The organism is Streptomyces sp. NPDC001219 (assembly GCF_053597915.1).
In genome coordinates this window covers 75819-99488 of sequence record NZ_JBSFJF010000003.1, presented here as the reverse complement: position 1 = coordinate 99488, position 23670 = coordinate 75819, and the positions used below count along the sequence as shown (strand labels likewise).

Annotated in this window: 12 protein-coding genes; 10 read left to right on the top strand and 2 right to left on the bottom strand. The window is 75.5% G+C overall.

Annotation, left to right across the window (positions count from 1 at the left end; genetic code table 11):
* Positions 1 to 3 precede the first annotated feature (3 nt).
* Positions 4 to 549, bottom strand: a complete 546-nt coding sequence (locus ACWC9R_RS02900; protein WP_450728411.1) for a hypothetical protein — start codon at positions 547 to 549, stop codon at positions 4 to 6.
* A gap of 202 nt (positions 550 to 751) precedes the next feature.
* On the opposite strand from ACWC9R_RS02900, the gene ACWC9R_RS02895 reads away from it, so the two are divergent.
* Positions 752 to 2113 (top strand): hypothetical protein, encoded by a 1362-nt coding sequence (locus ACWC9R_RS02895; RefSeq protein WP_450728409.1) that lies wholly within the window; start codon positions 752 to 754, stop codon positions 2111 to 2113.
* 3 nt (positions 2114 to 2116) lie between these two features.
* Here the strand turns inward: ACWC9R_RS02895 and ACWC9R_RS02890 are convergent, their stop codons facing one another.
* Positions 2117 to 2683, bottom strand: coding sequence for a cell wall hydrolase (locus ACWC9R_RS02890; protein WP_450728407.1), 567 nt, complete (start codon positions 2681 to 2683; stop codon positions 2117 to 2119).
* Positions 2684 to 2784: 101 nt separating this feature from the next.
* On the opposite strand from ACWC9R_RS02890, the gene ACWC9R_RS02885 reads away from it, so the two are divergent.
* The 9 genes from ACWC9R_RS02885 to ACWC9R_RS02845 all read left to right on the top strand — a co-directional run bounded on the left by ACWC9R_RS02885 (position 2785) and on the right by ACWC9R_RS02845 (position 23663).
* Complete coding sequence (locus ACWC9R_RS02885) at positions 2785 to 4014, top strand: S1 family peptidase (protein ID WP_450728405.1); 1230 nt, start codon at positions 2785 to 2787, stop codon at positions 4012 to 4014.
* Between the two features lie 177 nt (positions 4015 to 4191).
* On the top strand, positions 4192 to 4659 hold the full coding sequence (locus ACWC9R_RS02880; RefSeq protein ID WP_450728403.1) for an acyl-CoA thioesterase: 468 nt from the start codon (positions 4192 to 4194) through the stop codon (positions 4657 to 4659).
* A gap of 179 nt (positions 4660 to 4838) precedes the next feature.
* A complete protein-coding gene (locus ACWC9R_RS02875) occupies positions 4839 to 6860 on the top strand; it encodes a LodA/GoxA family CTQ-dependent oxidase (RefSeq protein WP_450728401.1) in 2022 nt (673 codons plus the stop codon).
* Positions 6857 to 7984, top strand: a complete 1128-nt coding sequence (locus ACWC9R_RS02870) for an FAD-dependent oxidoreductase (protein ID WP_450728399.1) — start codon at positions 6857 to 6859, stop codon at positions 7982 to 7984. Before ACWC9R_RS02875 ends, ACWC9R_RS02870 begins: the two co-directional genes overlap by 4 nt.
* 98 nt (positions 7985 to 8082) lie before the next feature.
* Complete coding sequence (locus tag ACWC9R_RS02865; RefSeq protein ID WP_450728397.1) at positions 8083 to 10488, top strand: SpoIIE family protein phosphatase; 2406 nt, start codon at positions 8083 to 8085, stop codon at positions 10486 to 10488.
* Positions 10461 to 10631 carry a hypothetical protein gene (locus ACWC9R_RS02860; RefSeq protein WP_450728395.1) on the top strand — a complete coding sequence of 57 codons (171 nt, stop codon included), beginning with the start codon at positions 10461 to 10463 and terminating at the stop codon, positions 10629 to 10631. Before ACWC9R_RS02865 ends, ACWC9R_RS02860 begins: the two co-directional genes overlap by 28 nt.
* A gap of 289 nt (positions 10632 to 10920) precedes the next feature.
* Positions 10921 to 18207 (top strand): SDR family NAD(P)-dependent oxidoreductase, encoded by a 7287-nt coding sequence (locus tag ACWC9R_RS02855; protein ID WP_450728393.1) that lies wholly within the window; start codon positions 10921 to 10923, stop codon positions 18205 to 18207.
* Complete coding sequence (locus ACWC9R_RS02850; RefSeq protein WP_450728391.1) at positions 18200 to 23356, top strand: beta-ketoacyl synthase N-terminal-like domain-containing protein; 5157 nt, start codon at positions 18200 to 18202, stop codon at positions 23354 to 23356. The genes ACWC9R_RS02855 and ACWC9R_RS02850 overlap by 8 nt, the downstream gene beginning before the upstream one ends.
* Positions 23346 to 23663 (top strand): acyl carrier protein, encoded by a 318-nt coding sequence (locus tag ACWC9R_RS02845; protein WP_362606608.1) that lies wholly within the window; start codon positions 23346 to 23348, stop codon positions 23661 to 23663. Before ACWC9R_RS02850 ends, ACWC9R_RS02845 begins: the two co-directional genes overlap by 11 nt.
* Positions 23664 to 23670: the final 7 nt, after the last annotated feature.

Sequence of the window (23670 nt, the reverse complement as noted above, 5' to 3'; positions counted from 1 at the left end):
CGGTCACTCGGTGATGGCGAAGGTCCGGGTGAAGTCGCGGACCGCGCCGTCGCCGGCGGTGGCCACCTCCAGGAAGTAGCGCGGGCCCGGCGGCACCCTGGGCAGCGTCACGAGCGCCTCGCCGGTCCGCCCGGCACCGGCCCGGGTCGCGACCAGCGCCACCCGCTCCGATTCGCCCTGGCCGGTCGCCGTGTGCAGCCAGATGTCCACCTGCTCGCCCGTGGTGTTGATCCAGGCCACCGCGAAACTGCCGTGCGCCTTGTAGTCGACGCCGGGCTCCGGAGCGGTCACCTCGATCCGCCCCGTCGTCGGCGAGGCGAACTCCTCGGGGCCGGAACTGGCGGTGGCGGTCGCGCCGAGGGCGGAGGTGGCGGCCCGCGCGGCCGAGCCGGCATGGCCGGATGTCGCTGCCATCGCCGTGCCGGCCGCGGGACCGCGCTCCCCGGTGTCCGGGTGTGACGGTGCCAGGGAGATCACCAGCATGCAGCCGACGGCGGTGGTGGCGACGGCGACGGCCAGATTGGTGGCCATCGAGGTGGCCCTGCACATCGTTCCTCGTTTCCTCGGGGGGCGTGGCGAGCCCAACATCCCCGGCACTCCGGGCGCCAAAAACGACGCGCTGAGCGATCACCTGGATGGCCATCGCCGGCGCGACAGCACCCCCGGCGCGGGGGAGAATCCACCGCTCCGGACCACATCGGGTGGGACTCCGGTGATGTCCTGAAAGTGCGGTTCGGGTAGCGTCGAACACATGAAGACCGCAACTCGTCGTGCGCTGATCGGACCAGTCCTGCTGCTGCTGGCCGCGCTGCTGGCGGTGGCCGCCGCGATGGCACCCCGTGCCCAAGCCGCCGGCGGACTCGACGAGGCCGCGGCGGCCCTGGAGAAGGGCCCGGTGTACGTCGATCCGCGCGCCGCCGACCAGCTCTCCGACGCCCAGGCCGACGCCCTGGCCAAGAAGATCAAGGACGCGGACAAGCCGATCTTCGTCGCGGTGCTGCCGCGGGCCGCCGAGTACCCGCCCGGCACTCTGCTGCAGAACCTGCGCACCAAGGTCGGCGTCAGCGGCGTCTACGCCGTCGAACTCGGCAACGGCTTCAACGCCGGCGCCGACCCCCGGGTGATGTCGCGCAACGCGGTGCAGAACCTCGTCGGATCGGTCAAGGGCTCCGCCTACCCGACCGTCAACGAGCGCCTGAACAGCTTCGTCGACACGGCGGCACGGTCGGCGCACGGCCGGGCCCCCGCCTCCTGGGGCGGCACCGGCGACAGCGGCTTCGGCACCGGCACGGCGATCGGACTCGGGGTGCTGGTGGCCGTCGGCGGCGGTGGCGCCTACGCGATCGCGCGCCGCAACCGCAGGCGGCGGATCGAGGAGGAGCGGGCCGCGCTGGAGGACCTGCGGATCGTCGTCGACGAGGACATCACCGCCTTCGGTGAGGAGCTGGACCGGCTCGACTTCCACCCTGGTGAGACCGGCGCCGACGACGCGATGCGCGCGGACTACAGCCGTGCGCTGGACTCCTACGAGAGCGCCAAGTCGGCGATGGCGGGGGCCCAGCACCCCGGCGAGGTGCAGGCGGTGACCCAGGCCCTGGAGGACGGCCGCTTCTCACTGGCCACCCTCGCCGCACGCCGGGAGGGCAGGCCGCTGCCCGAGCGTCGGCTGCCCTGCTTCTTCGACCCGCGCCACGGCCCGTCCGTCGTGGACGTCCGGTGGGCGCCGGAGGGCGGCGCCGAGCGCACCGTGCCGGTCTGTGCCGCGGACAAGAGCCGGATGGACGACGGGCGGGAGCCGCTGGCCCGTACGGTCAGGACCGCGAGCGGCGACCGCCCCTACTGGGACGCGGGCCCGGCCTACGGCCCCTGGGCCGGCGGCTACTTCGGCGGCGGCCTGCTGCCCGGCCTCCTGGTGGGCACCCTGCTCGGCAACATGATGATGTCGTCCGCCGCCTATGGCGCCGACTACGGCGGTGCGGGTGCCGAGGGCGGTGACTACTCCGGCTCCGACTTCAACGCCGGTGACTTCGGCGGCGGCTTCGGCGACGGCGGCGGTTTCGGCGACGGCGGTGGCTTCGGCGGGGGCGGCGGCTTCGACGGCGGAGGCTTCTGACGCTCAGGGCTCCCGGGGCGTGTCCGCGACGCCCCGCCCGGCCCGCCCCGCCCGCTTGACGCCCAGGAGGCGCCGGTAGCGCGCCCGTGCCGCGAAGTCCGGGTAGCGCCACACGACGGGCCGGCCGGCCTCCCGGCACAGGTGCAGGACCTGGTCGGGGCCCAGGTGGACCCCCACGTGCGCACCGTAGCCCGGTGGCCGGTCGTCGGCCGGGCCGCCGTCGAACAGCACCAGGTCCAGCGGTCGCGGACGGTCCACCCGGTGCGTCGCGACGGTGTCGGCCCAGAGTTCCGCCGAGCGCAACGGGGGGATCAGCAGGCCGAAGTGGCGCAGCACGGCGTAGGCGTAGCGCTGGCAGTTCGCGCCGCCGGCCAGGTCGTCGAAGGGGCCCGGGGCGGGGCGGCCGGGGGCACCGGCCGCCCCTTCAGCCGTGTGTGACGGGCATTCAGGTGTCGTCGCTCCCGGATGGCGGGCACCCGAGTAGGTCACGTTGCGCAGGGCCTCCGGGAGCTGCCGGAACGCCACCGTGCCGTGGGCGGTGGGGACTTGGCGGCCGGGTTCGTCGAACACCCGGACATGATGCCCAGGGCACCCTCGTGCCGCACGCCCCGGTGTCGAGCACCCTCACCACATCGGTCCGACGTGCACTCGACACCGCGAGGAGATCCCCGATGCAACGCCGCTTTCACAAGGCAGCTCTCTGGGGCGCGACCGTCGCCGCCGTCGCGGCGGCCCTCGGGCCGTTCAGCCCGGCGCACGGTGAGTCCCGGCCCGGCCCGGCGTCCCGTCCCTCGCCCCGCGGCATGCTCGACGCGATGCGCCGCGACCTCGGGCTGACCGCGGTGCAGGTACGGACCCGGCTCGCGCAGGAGACCGACGCGCACCGCGCCGCTGCGGCCGTGCGGCGGGCGCTGAGCACCCCGCCCGCCGGGATGTGGTTCGACCGGACCACCGGCAAGCTCGTCGTCGCGGTCACCGGCGCCGCCGACGCCCAGGTGGTGCGCGCCGCCGGGGCGGTCCCCAAAACGGTGCCGCACAGCCGCGCCGCGCTCACCGCCCTGGTGCGGCAGATCACCGGCCGGGCCGGCGACGGGGTCCCCGGCGTCACCGGCTGGGGCGTGGACGAGCGTGCCAACGGTGTCGTGGTCCGCGTCGACCGCACCCGGCACACCGCCCGGACCGCCGTCTTCGAGCACGGCGTCCGTGCGATGGGGGCGCGCACGAAGATTCCGGTCACCGTCGAGCGCACCGACCAGACACCGCGTCAGCAGGGCGGCACGGTGGTCGGCGGGGAGCGCTGGATGCCCGGCAACGACGGCATCTGTTCCATCGGCTTCTCGGTGACCGGCCCGGGAGACTTCCAGGGCTTCCTGACCGCCGGCCACTGCACCCTCACCGCCGACCAGCCCGCGTACGGCAAGGACGGCAGCCGGATGGGGACCTCCAACGAGGGCGGCGGGCACAGCATCAACGGGCGCGAGGGGGACTTCGGACTGGTCGAAGTCGACCAGCCGGACTGGACGGTCAGCGCGAACGTGGCCGGGCAGGGCGGTGCGCCGGTCACCGTCACCGGTGCGCAGGAGGGCCTGGTCGGTATGTCGCTGTGCCACTCCGGGCAGAGCAGCGGCTGGCACTGCGGGGAGATCACCCGGGTCGAGCAGACCGTGGACTACGGCAACACGGTCATCGAGGGCCTGTCGTTCACCAACGCCTGCTCCGCGCCCGGGGATTCGGGCGGTTCGTATGTCACCCAGCCCAACGCCCCGAAGGCGCTGGGGGTGCACTCGGGGGGTGGTGCCGCCGGCTGCGGTGCCTTCGGCGGTGCCACCCTCACCATCTTCCAGCCGGTCGGTGAGGCCCTGGAGAAGTGGAACCTGCGGCTCAAGACCGGCAGCCCCTGACGTGTCCGTCCCCTCGCTGCCACCGGGCCCCGGTCATCGCCTACAGGCCGGGGCCCGGTAGCAGCGAGCAGGCCGCCGGCCCCTTGACCACCCCACCTACGATGTGAAGCCAGTGGCCAATGAGGCCCGGGGGCCCGAGGGGGCGAACCGGTGCCTACGGGGAGCGGGAGGCAGCACGTGACAGAAGCGGCGGAGCCGGCGGTCGGTACCGACGCGGCGGAGCCGTTCACCGTGGAGATCACGGTGCGCGGCTACGAGACGGACACCCAGGGCCACCTCAACCAGAGCGTCTATCTGCAGTACGCCGAGCACGCCCGCTGGTCGCTGCTCCAGGCGAGCGGCATCCGCCAGAGCACCATGGTGGAGCGCCGGGTCGGCCCGGTGACCGTCGAGACCACCATCCGCTACCTGCGGGAGCTGCGGGCTGGTGACGAGGTCGAGGTGAGCTGCGCGTTCGTCTGGGGTGCGGGCAAGACCTTCCGGATCGAGCAGACCGTCCGCAAGGCCGACGGGACGGTGGCCGCCGAGGTGAGCGCCGTCTGCGGGCTGCTCGACCTCACCGAGCGCAAGCTGCTGAAGGACCCGCGGGCGGCCTTCCGTGAGCTGGCCGGGGAGCCCGCGCTGCTCGGGCTCGCCGACGGCTGACCGGAGCGGTCCACGGTGCCGTGCCGGCCGCGGCGCGGGGACACGGGGCACCGGGCGCCGCCGACCCGAAGGGGTGAATCCGTTCATCCATTGCGATGCCAGGACGTCACCGCGGGCAGCGGGCTGATCCAGGTTGGAGCCGTCGGGGGGATCACCCGCGCCCAGCGAAAGGCTCCTCGATGGACACGCAGATCGTCCGGATCAAGATCCATCCCGCGATCGGCATAGCCCGGGTCGGCAACAGCGACCAGCCTCCGTTCATCGGCCCGGAGTCCCCGGACCAGCCGCCGCTGCCGCCCGGCTCGTACAAGGACGGCTCGGGCAGGGTCATCCGGCAGGCCGCCCGGTTCCGGGTCTACGGCTACAACCAGGCGGGGGAGGCCGTCCGGGAACTCAAGCTGGGCGAAGCGGGCGTGACCGAGATCAAGTGGTCGGTGCACCTGGCCAACAAGAAGGCCGCCTGGTACCAGTTCCACCTCGCGCTCGACATCCGTGAGGCCCTCAACCTGACCACCACCCAGCTGCGCCGGCGGAACTTCGACGTCAAGGGAGCGGAGCGCAAGAAGCTCGTCATCGACGCCGGGCGCAAGCAGATCCGCGCCTCCCTGCACGAGAGCGTCGCCCTCGCCGGGAAGATCATGAACCGCGCGGTCCCGCTGGGGTCGATCGCCACCCAGACCGACGGCCGTCTGCTGGTCGTCGGCGGCGCCGGCAAGTCGGCCTCCTACGCCAACCCCGAGAAGCCGATCTCCGGTGTCGTCAACAACGACACCTGGTACGACGACGTGTCCGACGGCCCGGTCACGGCGGAGGTCACCATCGCGGGCGTCACGAAGACCGCCGGCCCGGCCTGGGCCGTGGTCGCCCCGCCGCACTTCGCACCCGGCGTGAAGACCGTCCGCACCCTCTACGACCTGCTCTACGACGTCTTCGTCACCGACCGGACCCTGCCCGCCGTGCAGCAGGTCTCGTACCCGGAGCACATCGAGCCGCTGCTCGGCCGGTTCTGCGATCTGCAGTGGGTCAACCACGGTTTCGCCGCCCAGTACGGCTGGGCGGGCCCGCACGACTTCCGCGACCCGGCCCTGCGCAAGCGGCTCAACGACCCGGGCGAGGCCGGCCGGGAACTCCGCCGCCAGGTCTATGTCCAGATGCGTGACTACGAACGGGACGGCACCTCCCCGCTGCCCTGGCCGTGGCTCTACGGCGACGCCATGTCCAGCGGCAGGCCCACCTCCGTCCGCCAGCACATCAAGATCTCCGGAGAACAGGACCGGATGCTGGCCCGCTGGGCCGACGGCCGGTTCACCCCCGGCCCGCCCCGTAAGGGCCACCCGGACGTGGACGCGGCGCCGGTCGCCGCGCAGCCGGGGCTGCTGGACCGGGGCGCACTGGAGAACTGCGCCGCCGACGCGTTCCACCCGGGCTGCGAGGTCACCTGGCCGATGCGGCACAAGACCCTGTACTCCGAGCCCTTCCGCATCCGGCACCGCGCCCCGAACACCCCGGAACCCGACTACGGGGACGTGCTCACCGTCCAGGTCGCCCTGGGCAGCAACGGGCCGCTGCACGCACAGGAGCCGGGCGGCCTCACCCGCTGGATGGCCGCCCCCTGGCAGTGCGACGCCGCGAGCTGCCGCTCCGGCTACCAGGTGCGGTCCGGTCTCGGCCCCCGCTACAGCCCCTACCTGCCCACCTTCTGGCCCGCCCAGGTGCCCAACCACGTGCTCAAACAGGCCGACTTCGGCACCGTCAACACCCCGCCCAGCGGCTCCGACGACAGCGCCAGGGAGAAGGCCTTCGAGAACCGGGCGGTCTGGCTGCGCGGTCTGCGCGGCACCGACGTCAACAAGCAGCGCCGGCAGATGATCGACGACTGGTACAAGTTCGGCATCGTCGAGACGCACGAGTACACCGTGGGCGACGCCAAGTTCCCCCGCTACCTCCAGGTGGAGTCCGAGCCCGGCTATCCGCCCGCCCTCGACCGCGCCAACCTCGTCACCCTCCAGGTGCCCGAGGCGGGCGCGCCCCAACGGGCGGGCGTGGCCGAGGTCTGGATCGGCGAGGTCGCGGCCGAGTCCGTCGAGGCGATGCTGGTCCAACAGGCGCTCCAGGAGGTCAAGGAGGCGACCGGCCGGGACGAGTCGGAGTTCGCCGCCGGATACCTGGAGAAGCTCGATCCATTCCACGGCGCCCCGTGAGCCCCGGCCCCGCCTACGACGTCGTGGTCGCGGGCGGCGGACCGGCCGGCTGCGCCGCCGCGCTCACCCTCGCGCGGGCCGGCCGGACGGTCCTGCTGGCCGACGCCGGCACCGGCCCGCCCAAGGCCGGCGAGGCACTGGTGTCCGTGGGCCGGCTGCTGCTCGCCGACCTCGGCGTCGCCGGGCCGGTCCTGGGCAGCGGCCATCTGCCCTGCCACGGCACGCTGTCCGCCTGGGGCTCGCCCGCACTGCACGCCGTGGACTCCCTCCACGACCCGTACGGCCACGGCTGGCACCTGGACCGCCCGCTCTTCGACCGGCGGCTGCGCGCCGCCGCCCGCACGGCCGGCGCCGAGGTCGCCGAGCACACCGCCGTACGGAGCCCCGCCCGGCGGCCGGACGGCACCTGGCGGCTCACCCTGCGCGAGCGCACCGGCGGGAGCGCGCGCACGGTGCGCTGCCGCTGGGTGGTGGACGCCACCGGGCGGGGCGCCGCGATCGCCGTCCGCTCCGGCGCCCGGCGGCACACCGGAGACCGGCTGACCGCCCTCCACCTCACCCTCGCCCCGGCCCCGCACACCCCCGCCGACGGCCGCTCGCTCGTCGAGTCCGACCAGGACGGCTGGTGGTACACCGCCCTGCTGCCCTCCCGGCACCGGCTGGTCGCCTACTTCACCGACCCCGACCTGCCCGTCGCCGCCGCCCGTGGCGGCGAGCGGTTCCGCGAACGGCTGCTGGCCACCCGGCACCTCTCCGGCCGGGTCCGCCCGCACGGCCTCACCGCCCCGCGCCCGCCCCGCCGCGCCGCCGCGTACAGCGCCCATCTGGACCGGGTGCACGGCGACGGCTGGACGGCCGCCGGGGACGCCGCGGCCGCCTTCGACCCCCTCAGCTCCCAGGGCATCCTCACCGCCCTCTACACCGGGCTGAGCGCGGGCCGGGCCGTCGACGCCCGGCTGCACGGCGACCGGACGGCCCTGGACGACTACGCGGCCAAGGTCGGCACGGCCCGTACCGCCTACCAGCACGGCCACCGCGCCGTGCACGCCCAGGAGACCCGCTGGCCCGACCGGCCCTTCTGGTCCAGGCGGCAGCGGCACCTCCCCGCCGCCCCGGCCCGCTGACCGGCACTGTTCGCACATGGCCCGGCACACAGTGCGTTTGAGGGCGGCGGGGGGCTCGGGCATGCTGGAGGCTAGGTGGCCCGAGTGAGGTGGGTGCCATGGACACCTACGACGCCCCTCCGGACGAACGGCGGTCGGGCACGGAGCCCGCGCCCGTGATCATGATCGACGACCGGGGGGCCGTCACGGGCTGGAGCCGGGACGCCGAGCGGCTGCTCGGATACCCGGCCGCGGAAGCGGTGGGGCGCCCGGCCGCCGAACTGCTCATCCCCGACGGCACCCCGCCGTTCTGGGCCCTGCCGGCCGGGCAGGACGGCTGGTCGGGGCGGCTCTCCGCGCGGCGGCAGGACGGCGGTCTGCTCCAGCTGCGAGGGCTGGGCTACCGGTTCACGGACCACAGCGCCCGGGCGCAGTGGCTGCTGGTGGCGAAGGCGCCGGGCCGCTTCCTCCCGTACGAGGCCGAACAGACCGTCCTGGACTGGCTGTTCACCCGCTGCCCGGTCGCGGTGACGGTGTTCGACACCGAGCTGCGGTGTGTGCGGCAGAACGCCGCCATGAGCGAGCTGATCGGGGTGTCCGAGGCGGAGCGCCGCGGCACACGCCTGCTGGAGGTCGTGTCCGGGACCGATCTCCAGGCATGGGAACGGCGGATGCGCCAGGTGATCGAGACCGGCGAACCCGTCTTCAGCGACGGCCTGCACGGCCGGATACGCACCGCCCCCGACCACGAACGGGTCTTCTCCGTCTCGGCCTCCGCCCTGCACGACCCGCTGGGCGCGGTTCTCGGACTGTGCACCACGGTCGCGGACGTCACCGAGCAGCACCGCGCCCGGGAGCGGCTGACCCTGCTGAACGAGGCCAGCACCCGGATCGGCAGCACGCTGGACGTCCCGCGCACGGCCCAGGAACTCGCCGCCGTCGCCGTTCCCCGGCTCGCCGACTGGGTCACCGTCGACCTGCTGGAGACGATGCTCACCGGCGACGAACCGAGGGCGTTCGCCGGTGTCGTGGTGCTGCGCCGGGTGGCGAACCAGTCCATCCTCGAAGGCGCCCCCGAGGCGGTCCGCCGGCCCGGAGAGGCGGACCACTACCCCGCGCACTCGCCGCCGGTGCGCTGCATGGCGACCGGCCGGTCGCTCATCCACCGCGTCACGGACCCCGAGACGCGGTCCTGGCTGTCCGACGACCCGGTCAGGGAACGCAAGTTCCGGGAGTACGGCTTCCAGTCGATCATGAGCGTCCCGGTGCGCGCCCGCGGCATGACGCTGGGCGTCACCGTCTTCTTCCGGCGGACCAGCGAACCCTTCGCGGACGACGACCGTCTCCTGGCCGAAGAACTGGTCGCCCGGGCCGCGGTCTGTCTGGACAACGCCCGCCGCTTCAGCCGCGAGCGCACCGCCGCCCTCACCCTCCAGCGGAGCCTGCTCCCGCAGGGCCTCCCCTCCCGGACCGCCATCGAGACCGCTTCCCGCTATCTCCCCGCGGGCGGCCAGTCCGGTCTGGGCGGCGACTGGTTCGACGTGATCCCGCTGTCCGGCGGCCGGGTGGCGCTGGTCGTCGGCGACGTCGTCGGCCACGGCCTCATGGCCGCCGCGACCATGGGCCGGCTGCGCACGGCGGTGCGCACCCTCGCCGATGTCGACCTGCCGCCGGACGAACTGCTCACCCACCTCGATGACGTGGTCATCCGGCTCGCCACCGAGGACAACGAGTCCATCGGCGACAACGCCGTCCTCGGGGCCACCTGTCTCTACGCGGTGTACGACCCGATCACCCGGGCCTGCTGCCTGGCCCGCGCCGGCCACCCGCCGCCGGCCGTGGTCACCCCGGAGGGCGACGTCCAACTCCTCGCGCTGCCCGCGGGCCCGCCGCTCGGCCTGGGCGACCTGCCCTTCGAGTCCACCGAGGTCGAACTCCCCGACGGCAGCCTGCTCGCGCTCTACACCGACGGACTGCTCGGCGTCCGCGAAGGCGACCCCGACGACGCGCTCGACCGGCTGTGCCGCGCCCTCGCCGAGCCCGCGCCCTCACTGGACGCCCTCTGTGACCAGGTGCTCGAAACCTCGCTGCCGGAGCGCCCCGCCGACGACGCGGCCCTGCTCATCGCCCGTACCCAGGCCCTGAACCCGGATCAGGTCGCCGTCCTGGACGTGCCCGTCGATCCCTCGACCGTGGCCACCGCCCGCTCCTGGGCCACCGGCCGGCTCGCCGAGTGGGGGCTGGAGAGCGCCGGCTTCGTCACCGAGCTGGTGGTGAGTGAACTGGTCACCAACGCCATCCGCTACGCCGCCGCGCCCCTCCAACTGCGCCTGATCCGGGACCGCACCCTCATCTGCGAGGTGTCCGACGGCAGCAGCACCGCCCCGCACATGCGCCGCGCCCGCCTCTCCGACGAGGGCGGCCGCGGCCTCCTCCTGGTCGCCCAGCTCACCCAGCGCTGGGGCACCCGGCACACCCGCGAGGGCAAGACCATCTGGTGCGAACAACTCCTCACGGCGGACTGAGCCCGCCTCCAGGGGGAGCGCGTTCCGGGGAGGCCCGCACCCTGCACAAGGCCGCACGGATCGTCGCCGCCGACGTCGGCCGCTACCTGCGCGATGAGCCGCTGGTCCACTGCGCCAACCCCGGGGCGCTGCGGGCCGGCTGAGGCACCGGGGGTCGGGTTTCGGTCGCCGCCGCGGCTGCGGAGCGGCCCGGCGGGGCCGGCACACGGGCGGCGGGGAGCGGAGAACCGCAGGTCGGCGCGGGGGCGTGCGGGTCACGGGGCGGTCCGGGGGCCGCCGTGGTGACCTTGGCGCAATCAACTACCGCCTGTTGCACCTGCGTTGACAGTGCACGGGGGTGGCCTCACGATGCAACGCGGCATCAGCGGGCTACCCGCTGGTACCACAGGTGGCAGTGGTCAGCGTGTTCGCCCCCCGGCAGAAGGAGCGCCCGTGGTCCCCCGGCCCCCGTTCCCCGGCACCCCCCTCTCCAGAACGTCCGGCCCGGACGCCCCGCCCGCCGGCCCCGGGTCCGGCGGGCCCTCCGGCACCGGGCCCGCCGCTGCCGCCCGGACCGCCGGCAGCGCCCGCCCGGAGGACGCCGGGCGCGATCTGGTCGTGGCGCTCTCGCCGTTCGAGGAACCGGGCGAGCGGATCGTCCTCGCGGCCGCCCGCGCGGGCGCGCTCGGTCTGCTGGACCTCGGCCGGGACCCCGGCCCGGCGCGCGCCGCGCTCGCCCGGCTCACCGGGGTCGCGTACGGCGTCCGGGTACCGGTCGGGTGCCCGCTGACGCCCGCCGATCTGCCCGAGGCGGTCGACACCGTGCTGCTCGCCGACCCGCGCGCCTGCGCCGCCCCCGAACCGCCCCCCGCTCCCGGCGCCGGACCGGCCCCCGGGCGCCCGCAGGACTGGTCCGGCGGCGGGCGGCGCCGCGTCTGGGCCGAGGTCACCACGCCCGGGGAGGCCGCGGCGGCATGTGCCGCAGGGGTCACCGCGCTCGTCGCCCGCGGCCACGAGTCGGGCGGCCGCGTCGGCGAACTCACCACCTGTGTCCTGCTCCAGCGCCTGCTGGCCGACCCGGCCGTGACCGTCCCGGTCCTCGCCGCCGGGGGCATCGGCCCGCACACCGCCGCCGCGGCCGTCGCCGGCGGAGCGGCCGGGGTCCTGCTCGACTCCCAGCTCGCGCTGACCACCGAGGGCGCGGACCGGCTGCCCCGGGCGGTCGCCGCCGCGATCCGCGCCATGGACGGCAGCGAGACCACCCTCGTCGCGGGCCACCGGGTCCTCACCCGCCCGGACCTCCCCCCGCCCACGGCCTGCGACGGGACCGGGGGAGCGGAGGACGGGGCCGCCCGCCAGGCCCTCGACCCCGCCCGCCTGGGCGCCCGGAGCCTGCGAGACCAGCTGCTCCCCATCGGCCAGGACGGCGCCTTCGCCGCCCGGCTCGCCGCCCGCCACCGCACCACCGGCGGCATCGTGCAGGCCGTACGGGCCGCCCTCACCGGCCACCTCGACACCGCGGCCCGCCTCCGCCCGCTCGCCCCGCGGCCCGGCGCCCGCCATCTCCCCGTCGCCCAGGGGCCGATGACGCGGGTCAGCGACGAGGCCGGGTTCGCCGCCGCCGTCGCCGCCGAGGGCGGGCTGCCCTTTCTCGCCCTCGCCGTCATGGACGGCTCCCAGGTGCGCCGGCTGCTGGCCGAGACCGCCGAGCGGCTCGGCGACCGGCCCTGGGGCGTCGGCCTGCTCGGCTTCGCCCCGCCCGAGCTGCGGCGCGAACAGCTCGCCGCGGTCGCCGAGTTCGCCCCCGAGTACGCCCTGATCGCCGGCGGCCGCCCCGCCCAGGCCGCGCCCCTCGAAGCCGCCGGGACCCGCACCTATCTCCATGTCCCCGCGCCCGGACTGCTGGAGCGCTACCTCGCCGAGGGCGCCCGGCGGTTCGTCTTCGAGGGGCAGGAGTGCGGCGGCCACATCGGCCCCCGGGCCAGCTTCCCGCTGTGGGAGGAGCAGACCGAGCGGCTGATCACCCATGCCCGCGCCCACGGCGGGACGGCCGAGGGGCTGGACGTGCTCTTCGCGGGCGGCATCCACGACGCCCGCTCGGCCGCCATGGCCGCGGCCGCCGCCGCCCCGCTCAGCGCACTCGGCGCCCGCGTCGGCGTCCTGATGGGCACCGCCTACCTCTTCACGGAGGAGGCCGTGGCCACCGGCGCCGTCCTCCCCGGCTTCCAGGACACCGCTCTGGCCTGCGACCGCACCGTCCTGCTGCGCACCGCACCGGGCCACGCCACCCGCTGCGCCGACACCGCCTACACCGAGGACTTCGCGGCGGCCGAACGGCGCCTGGCCGCCGACGGCACGGACCCCCGGGCCCGGTGGGAGGAGCTGGAGCGGCGCAACCTCGGACGGCTGCGGATCGCGAGCAAAGGCCTGCGGCACACGGACGGCGGCCCGCCCGCGCCCGTGGCCGAGCCCGAACAGCTCCGCGAGGGCCTGTACATGCTCGGCCAGGCCGCCACCGCCCGCCGCGCCACCACCACCCTCGCCGCCCTGCACACCGCCGTGACCGACGGCGCCACCGCCCAACTCGCCTCACGGGCCCTGGAGTTCCCGTCGCCCGCCGCGGACCGGGGCCCGGAGGAGACGCCGCTGGACATCGCCATCGTCGGCATGGCCTGCTGCTATCCCGGCGCGCCCGACACGGCCCGCTACTGGTCCAATGTCGTCACCGGCGCCGACTCCGTCACCGAGGTGCCCGCCGAGCGCTGGGACGCCGCCACCTACCACGACCCCGACCCCGCACGGGCCGGCGAGCGCACCCCCTCGCGCTGGGGCGGCTTCCTGCCCGACGTGCCCTTCGACGCCCTCGCCCACGGCATCCCGCCGGCCTCCCTCACCGGCATCGAACCCGTACAGCTGCTCGCCCTCGACGCCGCCGCCAAGGCCCTGGCCGACGCCGGATACGCCGGCCGCGACTTCGACCGGGCCCGCACCAGCGTCGTCTTCGGCGCCGAAGCGGGCACCGAACTCGCGGGCGCCTACGGGCTGCGCGCACTGCACCCGTCCTACCTCGGCGACCTGCCGCCCGCCCTCGACGCCGAACTGCCCCGGCTCACCGAGGACTCCTTCCCCGGCGTGCTCGCCAACGTCATCGCCGGACGCATCGCGAGCCGACTCGACCTGGGCGGCGCCAACTGCACGGTGGACGCCGCCTGCGCCTCCTCGCTCGCCGCCCTCGACCTGGCCTGCCGCCAACTGCGCGACCACGACAGCGACATGGCGCTGTGCGGCGGCGCCGACCTGCACAACGGCATCAACGACTACCTGATGTTCGCCTCCGTACAGGCCCTGTCGCCCACCGGCCGCTGCCGCCCCTTCGACGCGGCCGCCGACGGGATCGCGCTCGGCGAGGGCGTCGGCTGCCTCGTCCTCAAGCGGCTCGCCGACGCCGAACGGGACGGCGACCGGATCTACGCCGTCGTCAAGGCGGTCGGCACCTCCAGCGACGGACGGTCCCTCGGGCTGACCGCGCCCCGGCCCGAGGGCCAGCGGCGGGCCCTGGACCGCGCCTACCGCCGCGCCGGGATCAGCCCCGCCCAGGTCGGCCTCCTCGAAGCCCACGGCACCGGCACCGTCGTCGGCGACGCCACCGAGCTCGCCGTCCTCACCGAGCTGTTCGAGACCGCCGGAGCCGCCCCCGGCAGCTGCACCCTCGGCTCGGTCAAATCGCAGATCGGGCACACCAAATGCGCGGCCGGACTCGCCGGACTGATCAAGGCCGCCCGCGCCGTGCACACCGGGGTGCGCCCGCCGACCCTGCATCTGACCCGGCCGGCCGAGCCGCACACCGGCCCGTTCCGCTTCGACACCGGACACGCCCGGCCCTGGCCGGTCCCGGCGGCGCGGCGCATCGCCGGAGTCAGCGCCTTCGGCTTCGGCGGCACCAACTACCACGCCGTGCTCGCCGGTTACGACGGCGCCCCCGAACCCGCCCACGCCCTGACGGAGTGGCCCGCCGAACTGTTCTGCTTCCGCGGCACCGACCGCGCCGCCGCCGTGCGGGCCATGGAGCGCCTCGCCGCCCGCCAGGCGGAGAACGACCGGGCCGGACGCCCGTGGCCGCTGCGCGACCTGGCCGCCGAGACCGCGGCGGCGGACGGGCCGGTCCAGGTCTGCGTGGTGGCCGACGACCTCGACGATCTCGCCGCCAAGCTGCCCCAGGCCCGCCAGCGCGCCGCCGCCGAGGGCGTGTACCTGCGCGAACGGGACACCGACCCCGGCCTGCTCGCCTTCCTCTTCCCCGGACAGGGCAGCCAGCGCACCGGCATGCTCGGCGAGCTGTTCCTTGCCTTCCCGGCGCTCCGCGGCCTCCTGGACGCCGCCGATCCTGACTGTGTCGCTGCCATGTTCCCGCCCGCCGCCTTCACCGCCGAGGACCGGGCCGCCCAGCAGGCCGCCCTCACCGACACCCGCGTCGCCCAGCCCGCCCTCGGCCTCGCCTCCGCCGCCGCCCACCGGTTGCTCACCACGCTCGGCGTGCGCCCCGACTGCACCGCCGGGCACTCCTACGGCGAGCTGACCGCCCTCTGGGCGGCGGGCGCCTACGACACCCGGGCACTGCTCCGGCTCAGCGCCCGCCGCGGCGAGGCGATCCTCTCCGCCGCCGGCGACGACCCCGGCGCGATGGCCGCCGTCGTGGCCACGCCGGACCGGGTACGGGAGCTGACCGGCGACACCGGCGTGGTCGTCGCCAACCACAACGCGCCCGAACAGAGCGTCATCTCGGGCCCCACGGACGCCGTGGAAGCCGCCGTGGCCGCGCTGCGCACGGCCGGCACCGAGGCGCGCCGCCTGCCGGTCGCCTGCGCGTTCCACAGCCCGCAACTCGGCGCCGCCCGCGACACACTCGCCGCGGAGCTCTCCGCGACCGAGGTGACCGCCCCCGCCCTCCCGGTCTGGTCCGGCAGCACCGCGCGCCCCTACGCCCGCGAGGCGACCGCGGTGCGGGACACCCTCGCCGACCAGGTCGCCGCACCGGTGCGCTTCGTCGAGCAGATCGAGGACATGTACGCCGCCGGGGTACGCACCTTCGTCGAGGCAGGTCCCGGCCGGGTGCTCACCGGCCTGGTCGGGCGCATCCTGGACGGACGTCCGCACACCGCGCTGGCTCTGGACGTACCGGGCGAGTCCGGACTGGCCCGGCTGCCCCACGTCCTGGCCCAACTCGCCGCGGCCGGCGTCCCGGTCGACCCGGAGGCGCTCTTCCACGGCCGTACAGAACCCCTGCCCGCCACGCCGCCCCGCCGCCCCGGCTGGCTGGTGAACGGCCACACGGTACGCACCGCCGACGGCGCCTGCCTGCCCGGCGGACTGCGCCCGGCACGACGGGTGGAGACCCGGACGGGCGATATGGGCGCGGCGCGGTCGGCGGGTGAGCCGTCCGGGGCGGGCGCGCTGCCGGACGGCGGTGTGGCCGCGGGCGAGACCGCTGCCCGCAACGCCGCCGTGCTGGAGTATCTGCGCACCACGCGCGAGCTGGTGGCGGCGCAACGGGACGTGGTGTTGCGGTACTTGGGGGAGGGGGGTGGGGGCGTCGGGGTCGGTGAGGGGGTACGGAGTGTCGATGCCGCGCTCGTTCCGGGACGGGCGGCCCTTGCCCATAGCGCACCTGGCGAGACCGGGACGGGGGCGGCCGGAGACGGATTCGGTGTGGGTGTTGGTGCCGGTGGCGGGTCTGCCGTCGCTGCCGACGCCACGGCCGGGCAGGCGCCGCCCGTCACCGTGCCGCAGCCGCCGCTGAGTGCTGCCGAACTCCTCGATGCCGTACGGGAGATCATCCACCAGCGGACCGGGTACCCCCACGAGATGCTCGACCCCGGGCTCGACCTGGAGGCGGACCTGTCGGTGGACTCCATCAAGCGGGTGGAGATCATCGGTGCGCTGGCCGACCGGATCGGGCTGCCGCAGGACGCGGACGGGGCCTCGGAGTCGGCCGTGGAACAGCTCGCCCGCGTCAAGACCATCAGCGGCATCGTCGACTGGATCGCGGCCACCCGCGCCGAGCCCCCGCTGACATCGGCCGGGCCCTCGCCGGCGGCTGCGGGTCCCGTGCCCGCACCGGGGGAGCCGGTCACACCAACCGCACCGGTCGCACCCGTCATACCAGTAGCGCCGGTTGCGGCCGCGCAGCCCGCCAGGACCGCACCCGCTACGAGTCACCCGCCCACCACCGGCCCACCGGCCGCCCTGGAGGACCCCGGCCCCGGCGCGGCCCCGCTGCGCCCCACCCGCTCCCTGGTCCGGGTCACCACGCTCGGGCCGCCCGCCGCCCGGCCGCCCGCCGAGGTGGTGGCGGGCCGCGACTTCGTCGTGGTGGAGGACGGGCAGGGCGTGGCGCTGGCGCTCGCCGCGCTGCTGGAGAGCCATGGCGCGCGGGTGCGTACCGTTCCCGCCGAGCGGCTGGCCCGGTGCGTCGCCGAGGGGGTCGGCGGGGTCGTGGACCTCAGCGCCCTGCGGGCGGGCGGCGCCGTACTGCCCGGACAGTTCGAGGGGTGGCGCACCGCCCTGACCGGCGGGGTCCGCAGCCTGCTGCTGGCCACCGCGGCCGGCGGCAGATTCGGCCAGGACGCCACCGCGGACGCCCCCGACCCGCTGCCCGGCGCCGGACTGCGCGGCTTCGCCCGCACGGCCGCCCTCGAATACCCCGACGTCCTGATCCGCGCCGTGGACCTCGACCCCAAGGACCGCCCCGAACGGATCGCCGCCCATCTCCTCGCCGAACTGTGCGCCCCCGGCGAACCGGTCGTCGTCGGCCGCACCAACGGCACCCGCACCACCCTGCGCACCGTCCCCACCCCGCTCACCGTCGGCCGGGCCGTCCTCGGGCGGCCGCCGCTCGGCGCCGGGTCCGTGGTGCTGCTGACCGGCGGGGCCCGCGGGATCACCGCCCGCACGGCCCTCGCCCTGGCCCGCGCCCACGGGTGCCACATCGAACTCCTCGGCCGGACACCCCTGGCGGAGGGTCCGGAGGACCCGGCCCTCGCCGACGCCCACGACCGCATCGCACTGCGCGCCGCGCTCCTCGCCCAAGGACTGCGCCGACCCGCCGAGATCGAGGCGGCCGCCGGCGCCGTCCTGGCCCGCCGCGAGATCGCCGCCACCCTCGCCGCCCTGGAGTCGCCGGCCGCCTCGGTGCGCTACCACGCGGCCGATGTCGCCGACGAGGCCGCCGTGCACGCCGTGGTGCGGGACATCCGGGCCCGGCACGGCCGCCTCGACGGGATCGTGCACGGCGCCGGCACCCTGGCGGACAAGCTGCTGCGGGACAAGGACCCGGCCTCGTTCGCCCGGGTCTTCGCCACCAAGGTGGACGGCGCCCGCCATCTGCTGTCCGCGGTGGGCGACGACACCGGCTTCCTCGTCCTCTTCGGCAGCGTCGCCGGGGTCTTCGGCAACCGCGGCCAGGCCGACTACGCCGCCGCCAACGACGCCCTGGACACCCTCGCGACGGCCTGGTCGGCCCGTACGTCCCGGCGGGTCCTGGCCGTCGACTGGGGCCCGTGGGCGGCCGAGGGCGGCGGCATGGTCACCCCCGAGCTGGAGCGCGCCTACGCGCGGCGGGGCATCCCGCTCCTGGACCCCGATGCCGCGGCCGCCGCCCTCCTGGACGAACTGGCCCACGGCACGGCGGCCCAAGTCGTGCTGGCGGCGGAGGCCGGCGGGAAGGCGACCGGCGATGAGTGAGGCCCGGGCCCGGCGGACCGGCCCCCGGCCCACGGACGCCGCGATCGTCGGCATGGGGGCGCTCTTCCCCGGCGCCGGGGACCTCGCCGCCTACTGGCGCAACCTGGTGGCCGGTACGGACTGCATCACCGAGGTGCCGCCCGGCCGCTGGGACCCGGAGATCTACTACGACCCGGACGGCGCCCAAGGCCCCGCCCGCAGCGACCGGTTCTACTGCCGGCGGGGCGGCTTCCTGGACGGCCCGGCCGACTTCGACCCCACCCGCTTCGGCATCATGCCCGCCGCCGTCCACGGCGCCGAGCCCGATCAGCTGCTCGCCCTGCGCACCATCACCGACGCCATCGCCGACGCGGGCGGTCAGGAACGGCTGCCCGCCGACCGCTCCCGCATCGGTGTCATCCTCGGCCGCGGCGGCTTCATGGGCGTCGCCACCGCACGCCTCGACCAGCGGGTCCGTACGGCCCACCAGCTCGCCGTCACCTTGCGCGAACTCGCTCCGGAATGGGACGAGTCGAGGATCGCGGCGGTGCGGGAGGCCTTCCAGTCACGCCTCGGCCCCGAACAGCCCGAGGCCTCCATCGGCCTGGTCCCCAGCTTCACCGCCGCCCGCACCGCCAACCGGCTGGACTTCCGCGGCCCCGCCTACACCCTCGACGCGGCCTGCGCCTCCTCCCTGCTGGCCGTGGCGCAGGCGGTCGACCTGCTGGCCGCCGGCCGCTGTGACCTCGTGGTCGCCGGAGCCGTGCACCACTGCCATATCGCCACCCTGTGGAGCGTCTTCACCCAGCTGCGGGCGCTCAGCCCCACCGAGTGCATCCGCCCCTTCGACCGCCGGGCCGACGGCACCCTGCTGTCCGAAGGCACCGGGGTCGTCGTCCTCAAACGCCTGGCCGACGCCGAGCGCGACGGCGACCGGGTCTACGCGGTCATCCGCGGCACGGGGGTGGCGGGGGACGGCCGCGCCGCCGGACTGATGAGCCCGCGGGCGGAGGGCCAGGCCGACGCGCTGGAGCAGGCCTGGGCGGCCGCCGGGCTGGACCCGACGCACCCGACGGCGCTCGGCCTGCTGGAGGCCCACGGCACCGGTACCCCGGTCGGCGACGGCGTCGAACTCGACACCCTGGCCCGGGTGTTCGGCCCACCCGGCGCGGGCGTGCCGCCGGTCGGCCTGGGCTCGGTGAAGTCGATGCTCGGCCACACCATGCAGGCCGCCGGTATCGCCGGACTGATCAAGGCGGCCCTCGCCGTCCACCACCGGACCCTGCCGCCCACACTGCACCTGGACGAGCCGCACGAGGCCCTGGCACGGACCCGGATGCGCCCGGTCACGGAGGCCGAGCCCTGGGACGCCGGCCCGGCCCCGCTGCGGGCCGCCGTCAACGCCTTCGGCTTCGGCGGCATCAACGCCCACGCCGTCCTGGAGGAGGCCCCGGGGCGCGGCGGCTCGACAGCGCCACCTCCGACTGGGGGGCGGGTGTGGGGGAGGGCCTTGCGGGGGGCGTCTTCCGCGGCGGTGGTTCCCGCGCCGACGTCCCCTGCGCCGGTGGTGCCCGCGCCGACGTCCCCCACGCCGGTGGTCCCCTTGCCGGAACACGCTTCACCGAATCCCTCTTCGTCGGTGACGCTCGTGCCGGGGGCTCCCTCGCAGGTATCCCCCTCGCGGACGGCCTCGCTGCGGACCAGCGAGCCGGACCGGACCGTTCTCCTCGCCGCGGACTCGCCCAGCCAACTGGCCGACGCCTTACGGGACATGGCGGAGCCCGGCGCGACGGCTGACACCGTCGGGGCGCCCGCCCCAGCCGCCGCCCCTACGCCCGTGCCCGACGGCCCCTGTCGGCTCGCCCTGATCGATCCCACCCCGCGGCGCCGTGCCCTGGCCGCCAAGATCCTTGCCCGTGCGCTGCCCTGGCGGGGCCGCGGCGAGGTGTGGTTCACCCCGAGCCCGCTCTTCGGCCCGTACGCCCGGGAAGGAGGTGCACGGCTCGCCTTCCTCTTCCCGGGGCTGGAGGCGGAGCCACCGCCCCGTGTGGACGACATCGCCGACCGGATGGCGCTGCCCCGCCCCCCGGTCTCCGGCGGCAGCGGCCTGGTCGAACGCGCCGTGGACACCCTCGCCGTCGGCCGGCTGCTCGCCCGCGCACTGGACGAACTGGGCATATCCGCCGACCTGTTGACCGGGCACAGCCTCGGTGAGTGGACCGCCATGGTGGTCGCCGGTATGTATCCGCCGCAGGCCGTGGACGCCTTCCTCGACTCGCTGCGGCCCGGCTCCCTCGCCGTACCCGACCTGGTCTACGCGGCCCTGGGCTGCGGGGCCCCGCAGGCGGCCGACGCGCTCGCGGGCCTGGAGCGGATCGCGGTCAGCCATGACAACTGCCCGCACCAGTCGGTGATCTGCGGTGCGCCGCGGCCGCTGGCCGAGGCCGTACGCCGACTCGCCGGACAGGGCGTACGGGCCCAGGAGATGCCCTTCCGCTCCGGCTTCCACACCCCGATGTGGGCCCCCTACCTCCACCAGACCGGCACCGCCTTCGAGGCTCTGCCCCTACGGGACCGGCGGCTCCCCGTATGGTCGGCGACGACCGCGGCCCCCTTCCCGGAGAGCCCCACCGCGATCCGCCGGCTGGTGCTGCGACACCTCCTGGAACCGGTCCGCTTCCAGGAGCTGACCAGACGGCTGTACGGGGCGGGCGTCCGCGGCTTCGTCCAGGTGGGCGCCGGCAGTCTCACCGGCTTCGTGTCCGACACCCTCCACGGGCGGGACCACCTCGCCGTCGCGGCGGCCGACTCCCGCCGCGACGGCCCCGCACAACTCCGCAGACTGGCCGCCGCGTTATGGACCGAGGGCCTCACCCCACGCTGGGACCGCCTGACGGCCCCGGAACGACGCGGGTCTGGTGCGGTGGTGGGGGGCGTGGTCGGCGGCGCCACGGGGCTCGTCATGAACGGTGCCGTGGATCGAGTCACGAACGATGCCGCGGACCTGGTCACGGACAGGCCTTCGGAGCAGGTGACGGGCGGCCCCACGGATCGCGCCACCGACCGCCCCATGGGCCTCCCAACGGACCGCCCCGTAGCTCGCGTCCCGTCCCGGGCCCCAGCCCTGTCCCCGGCCCCAGCCCCGTCCCCGTCCCCAACTCCGGCCCCAGCCCCAACCCTGGCTCCACCCTCGTCCCGCCAAGGTTCCGCTGCAGTGATCTCGCTCGACCTCGGCTCGCCGCTGATCAGCCTGGGCGAGAGGACGCCGGGAAGTCCGTTTTCTGCGCATGCCGCTCCACCCCCACCCCCGAACCCACCCCCCTCCCCCTCCCCCGAAGGGGGAGGAGGGGGAGGGGGCGGGGGAGAGCTCCCGCACCGTTGGCCAAGCATCGCCGAGCCCCTGCGGCAGGCCCTGGACACGGTCCTCGCCGAAACCCGGGACGCCACCCGCACGGTCGCTGCCGCTGCCGCCGCCGCAGACCTCCGCAGCACCACCACAACCGCACCTCACACGGCCACCGCACCCCACGCCGCCGCGCCCCACAACGCCACCACCGCTCCCACCCCCCACCCCGCAACCCACACCACTCCCACCACTCCCACCACTCCCCACCACACCACCCGCACCCTCTCCCTCGAAACGCTCCCGTACGTGCGGGACCACTGCGTGTACCTCCAGCCCGAGGACTGGCCCGAGCCGGCCGACCGGTTTCCCGTCGTCCCCATGACCACGCTGCTGGAACTCGCCGCCGAGGCGGCCCGGGAGACATGTCCCGGCGGTGTCGTCACCGGCTACTCCGATGTGCGGGCGCTGCGCTGGCTGGCCGTCGCCCCGCCCGTCGAGCTGGCCGTCGACGCCGTCCCGGGCGGGGAGGGGCGGGTGCGGGTGCGTCTCGGCGACTACGCCACCGTCACCGTCCACCTGGCGGCACAGCACCCGGCCCCGCCGCCGCCCGACCCGATGGGGCTGGCGTCCGGCCGGGCGGCGCCGGTCAGTGCCGAGGCCCTGTACCGGGACCGGTGGATGTTCCACGGGCCCGCGTTCGCCGGGGTCCACGAGGTCCGTACGCTCGCCGCGGACGGCATCCGCGGCACCCTGCGCGCCCTGCCAGCGCCCGGTGCCCTCCTGGACGCCGCCGGGCAGCTCCTCGGCCACTGGATGCAGCTGACGCTGAGCGGCGACCGACTGGTCTTCCCCGCGACCCTGGACCGCGTACGGCTCTTCGGACCGCCGCCCCGAACGGGCGCGCTGCTGACCGCCACCGCCCGGATTCGCGAGGTCACGGCCGGATCGGTGCGCGGCGAGGTGGAGCTGTGCGGGGCGGACGGCGGTGTGTGGGCGCGGCTGGAGGGCTGGACGTACCGGCGCTTCGGTGCCGATGAGCGGGTGTGGCCGATGAAGTTCACCCCGGAGGTGTGCGGCATCGGCGAACCCCGGCCGGGCGGCTGGTGCCTGGCCCGGCGCCGCTGGTCGGACCCGGCCTCGCAGGAGCTGGTGATGCGCCGCTATTTGGGCGCGGCGGAGCGTGCCCACTACGAACGGTGCGCGCCGCGCGCCCGCACGGCCTGGCTGCTGGGCCGGATCGCGGCCAAGGACGCCGTACGGGAGCTGCTGTGGGAGTCGGGGGCCGGGCCGCTCTTCCCCGCCGAGATCCCCGTGGGTACCGACCGGGACGGCCGTCCCTGCCCCCAGGGCCCGCTCGCCCAGGGCATCCACCTCTCGCTCGCGCACCAGGACCGGATCGCCGTCGCCCTCGCCCATCGTGCGGGCCCCGTCGGGATCGGCGTCGAGCGCGTCATGGACGATCCGGAGAGCCCCGGCCGGATCGTCCTCACCCCGGCCGAACGCCGCCTGGCGGACGACCTCCACGCCCGGCACACGGCCGGGGACACCGGCCGCGGCTACTGGCTCACCGCGCTGTGGTGCGCCAAGGAAGCCGCGGCGCAGGCGACGGGCGGCGGCCTCGGCGACCGTCCGGAGGCGTGGGCCGTCTCGTCCGCACCGGGCGGAGCGCTGCGGGTGGTCTCCCCGGACGGCGGGCGCCATCTCGTCCGCCTCGACTCCGTCGACGATCTGTCCGGGCGTCATGTCGTCGCCTGGACCGGGCCGCCCGAGGACCGTACGGACACCGACACCCCCACTCCCACGGAGGCCACCCATGGCAGCTGACCCGCTCCCCGAGCGCACCGGGACGATCCTGGCCGAGATCACCGACATGCTGGTGAGCGTCGTCGGCGACGAACTCCTCGTCGTGGGTGACGTCACCTGCGCCACCACCTTCAACGACGATCTGGCGCTGGAGAGCATCGAGTTCGTGGCGCTGGCCGAACTGCTGCAGCAGCGCTACGGCACCGGGGTGGACCTCCTCGGCCTGCTCGCGGAGAAGGACATCGACCAGATCCTGGCCATGACGGTCGGCGAACTCGTCGCCCATGTCGACCGGGTCACCGCCGCCGACCGGGCCTGCGCGGGCTGACCGCGCC

Excerpts from the sequence above, each read along its gene's own strand:
- ACWC9R_RS02900 (WP_450728411.1), bottom strand. The coding sequence starts at position 549 with ATGTGCAGGGCCACCTCGATGGCCACCAATCTGGCCGTCGCCGTCGCC.
- ACWC9R_RS02895 (WP_450728409.1), top strand. The coding sequence starts at position 752 with ATGAAGACCGCAACTCGTCGTGCGCTGATCGGACCAGTCCTGCTGCTG.
- ACWC9R_RS02885 (WP_450728405.1), top strand. The coding sequence starts at position 2,785 with ATGCAACGCCGCTTTCACAAGGCAGCTCTCTGGGGCGCGACCGTCGCC.
- ACWC9R_RS02875 (WP_450728401.1), top strand. The coding sequence starts at position 4,839 with ATGGACACGCAGATCGTCCGGATCAAGATCCATCCCGCGATCGGCATA.
- ACWC9R_RS02865 (WP_450728397.1), top strand. The coding sequence starts at position 8,083 with ATGGACACCTACGACGCCCCTCCGGACGAACGGCGGTCGGGCACGGAG.
- ACWC9R_RS02850 (WP_450728391.1), top strand. The coding sequence starts at position 18,200 with ATGAGTGAGGCCCGGGCCCGGCGGACCGGCCCCCGGCCCACGGACGCC.
- ACWC9R_RS02845 (WP_362606608.1), top strand. The coding sequence starts at position 23,346 with ATGGCAGCTGACCCGCTCCCCGAGCGCACCGGGACGATCCTGGCCGAG.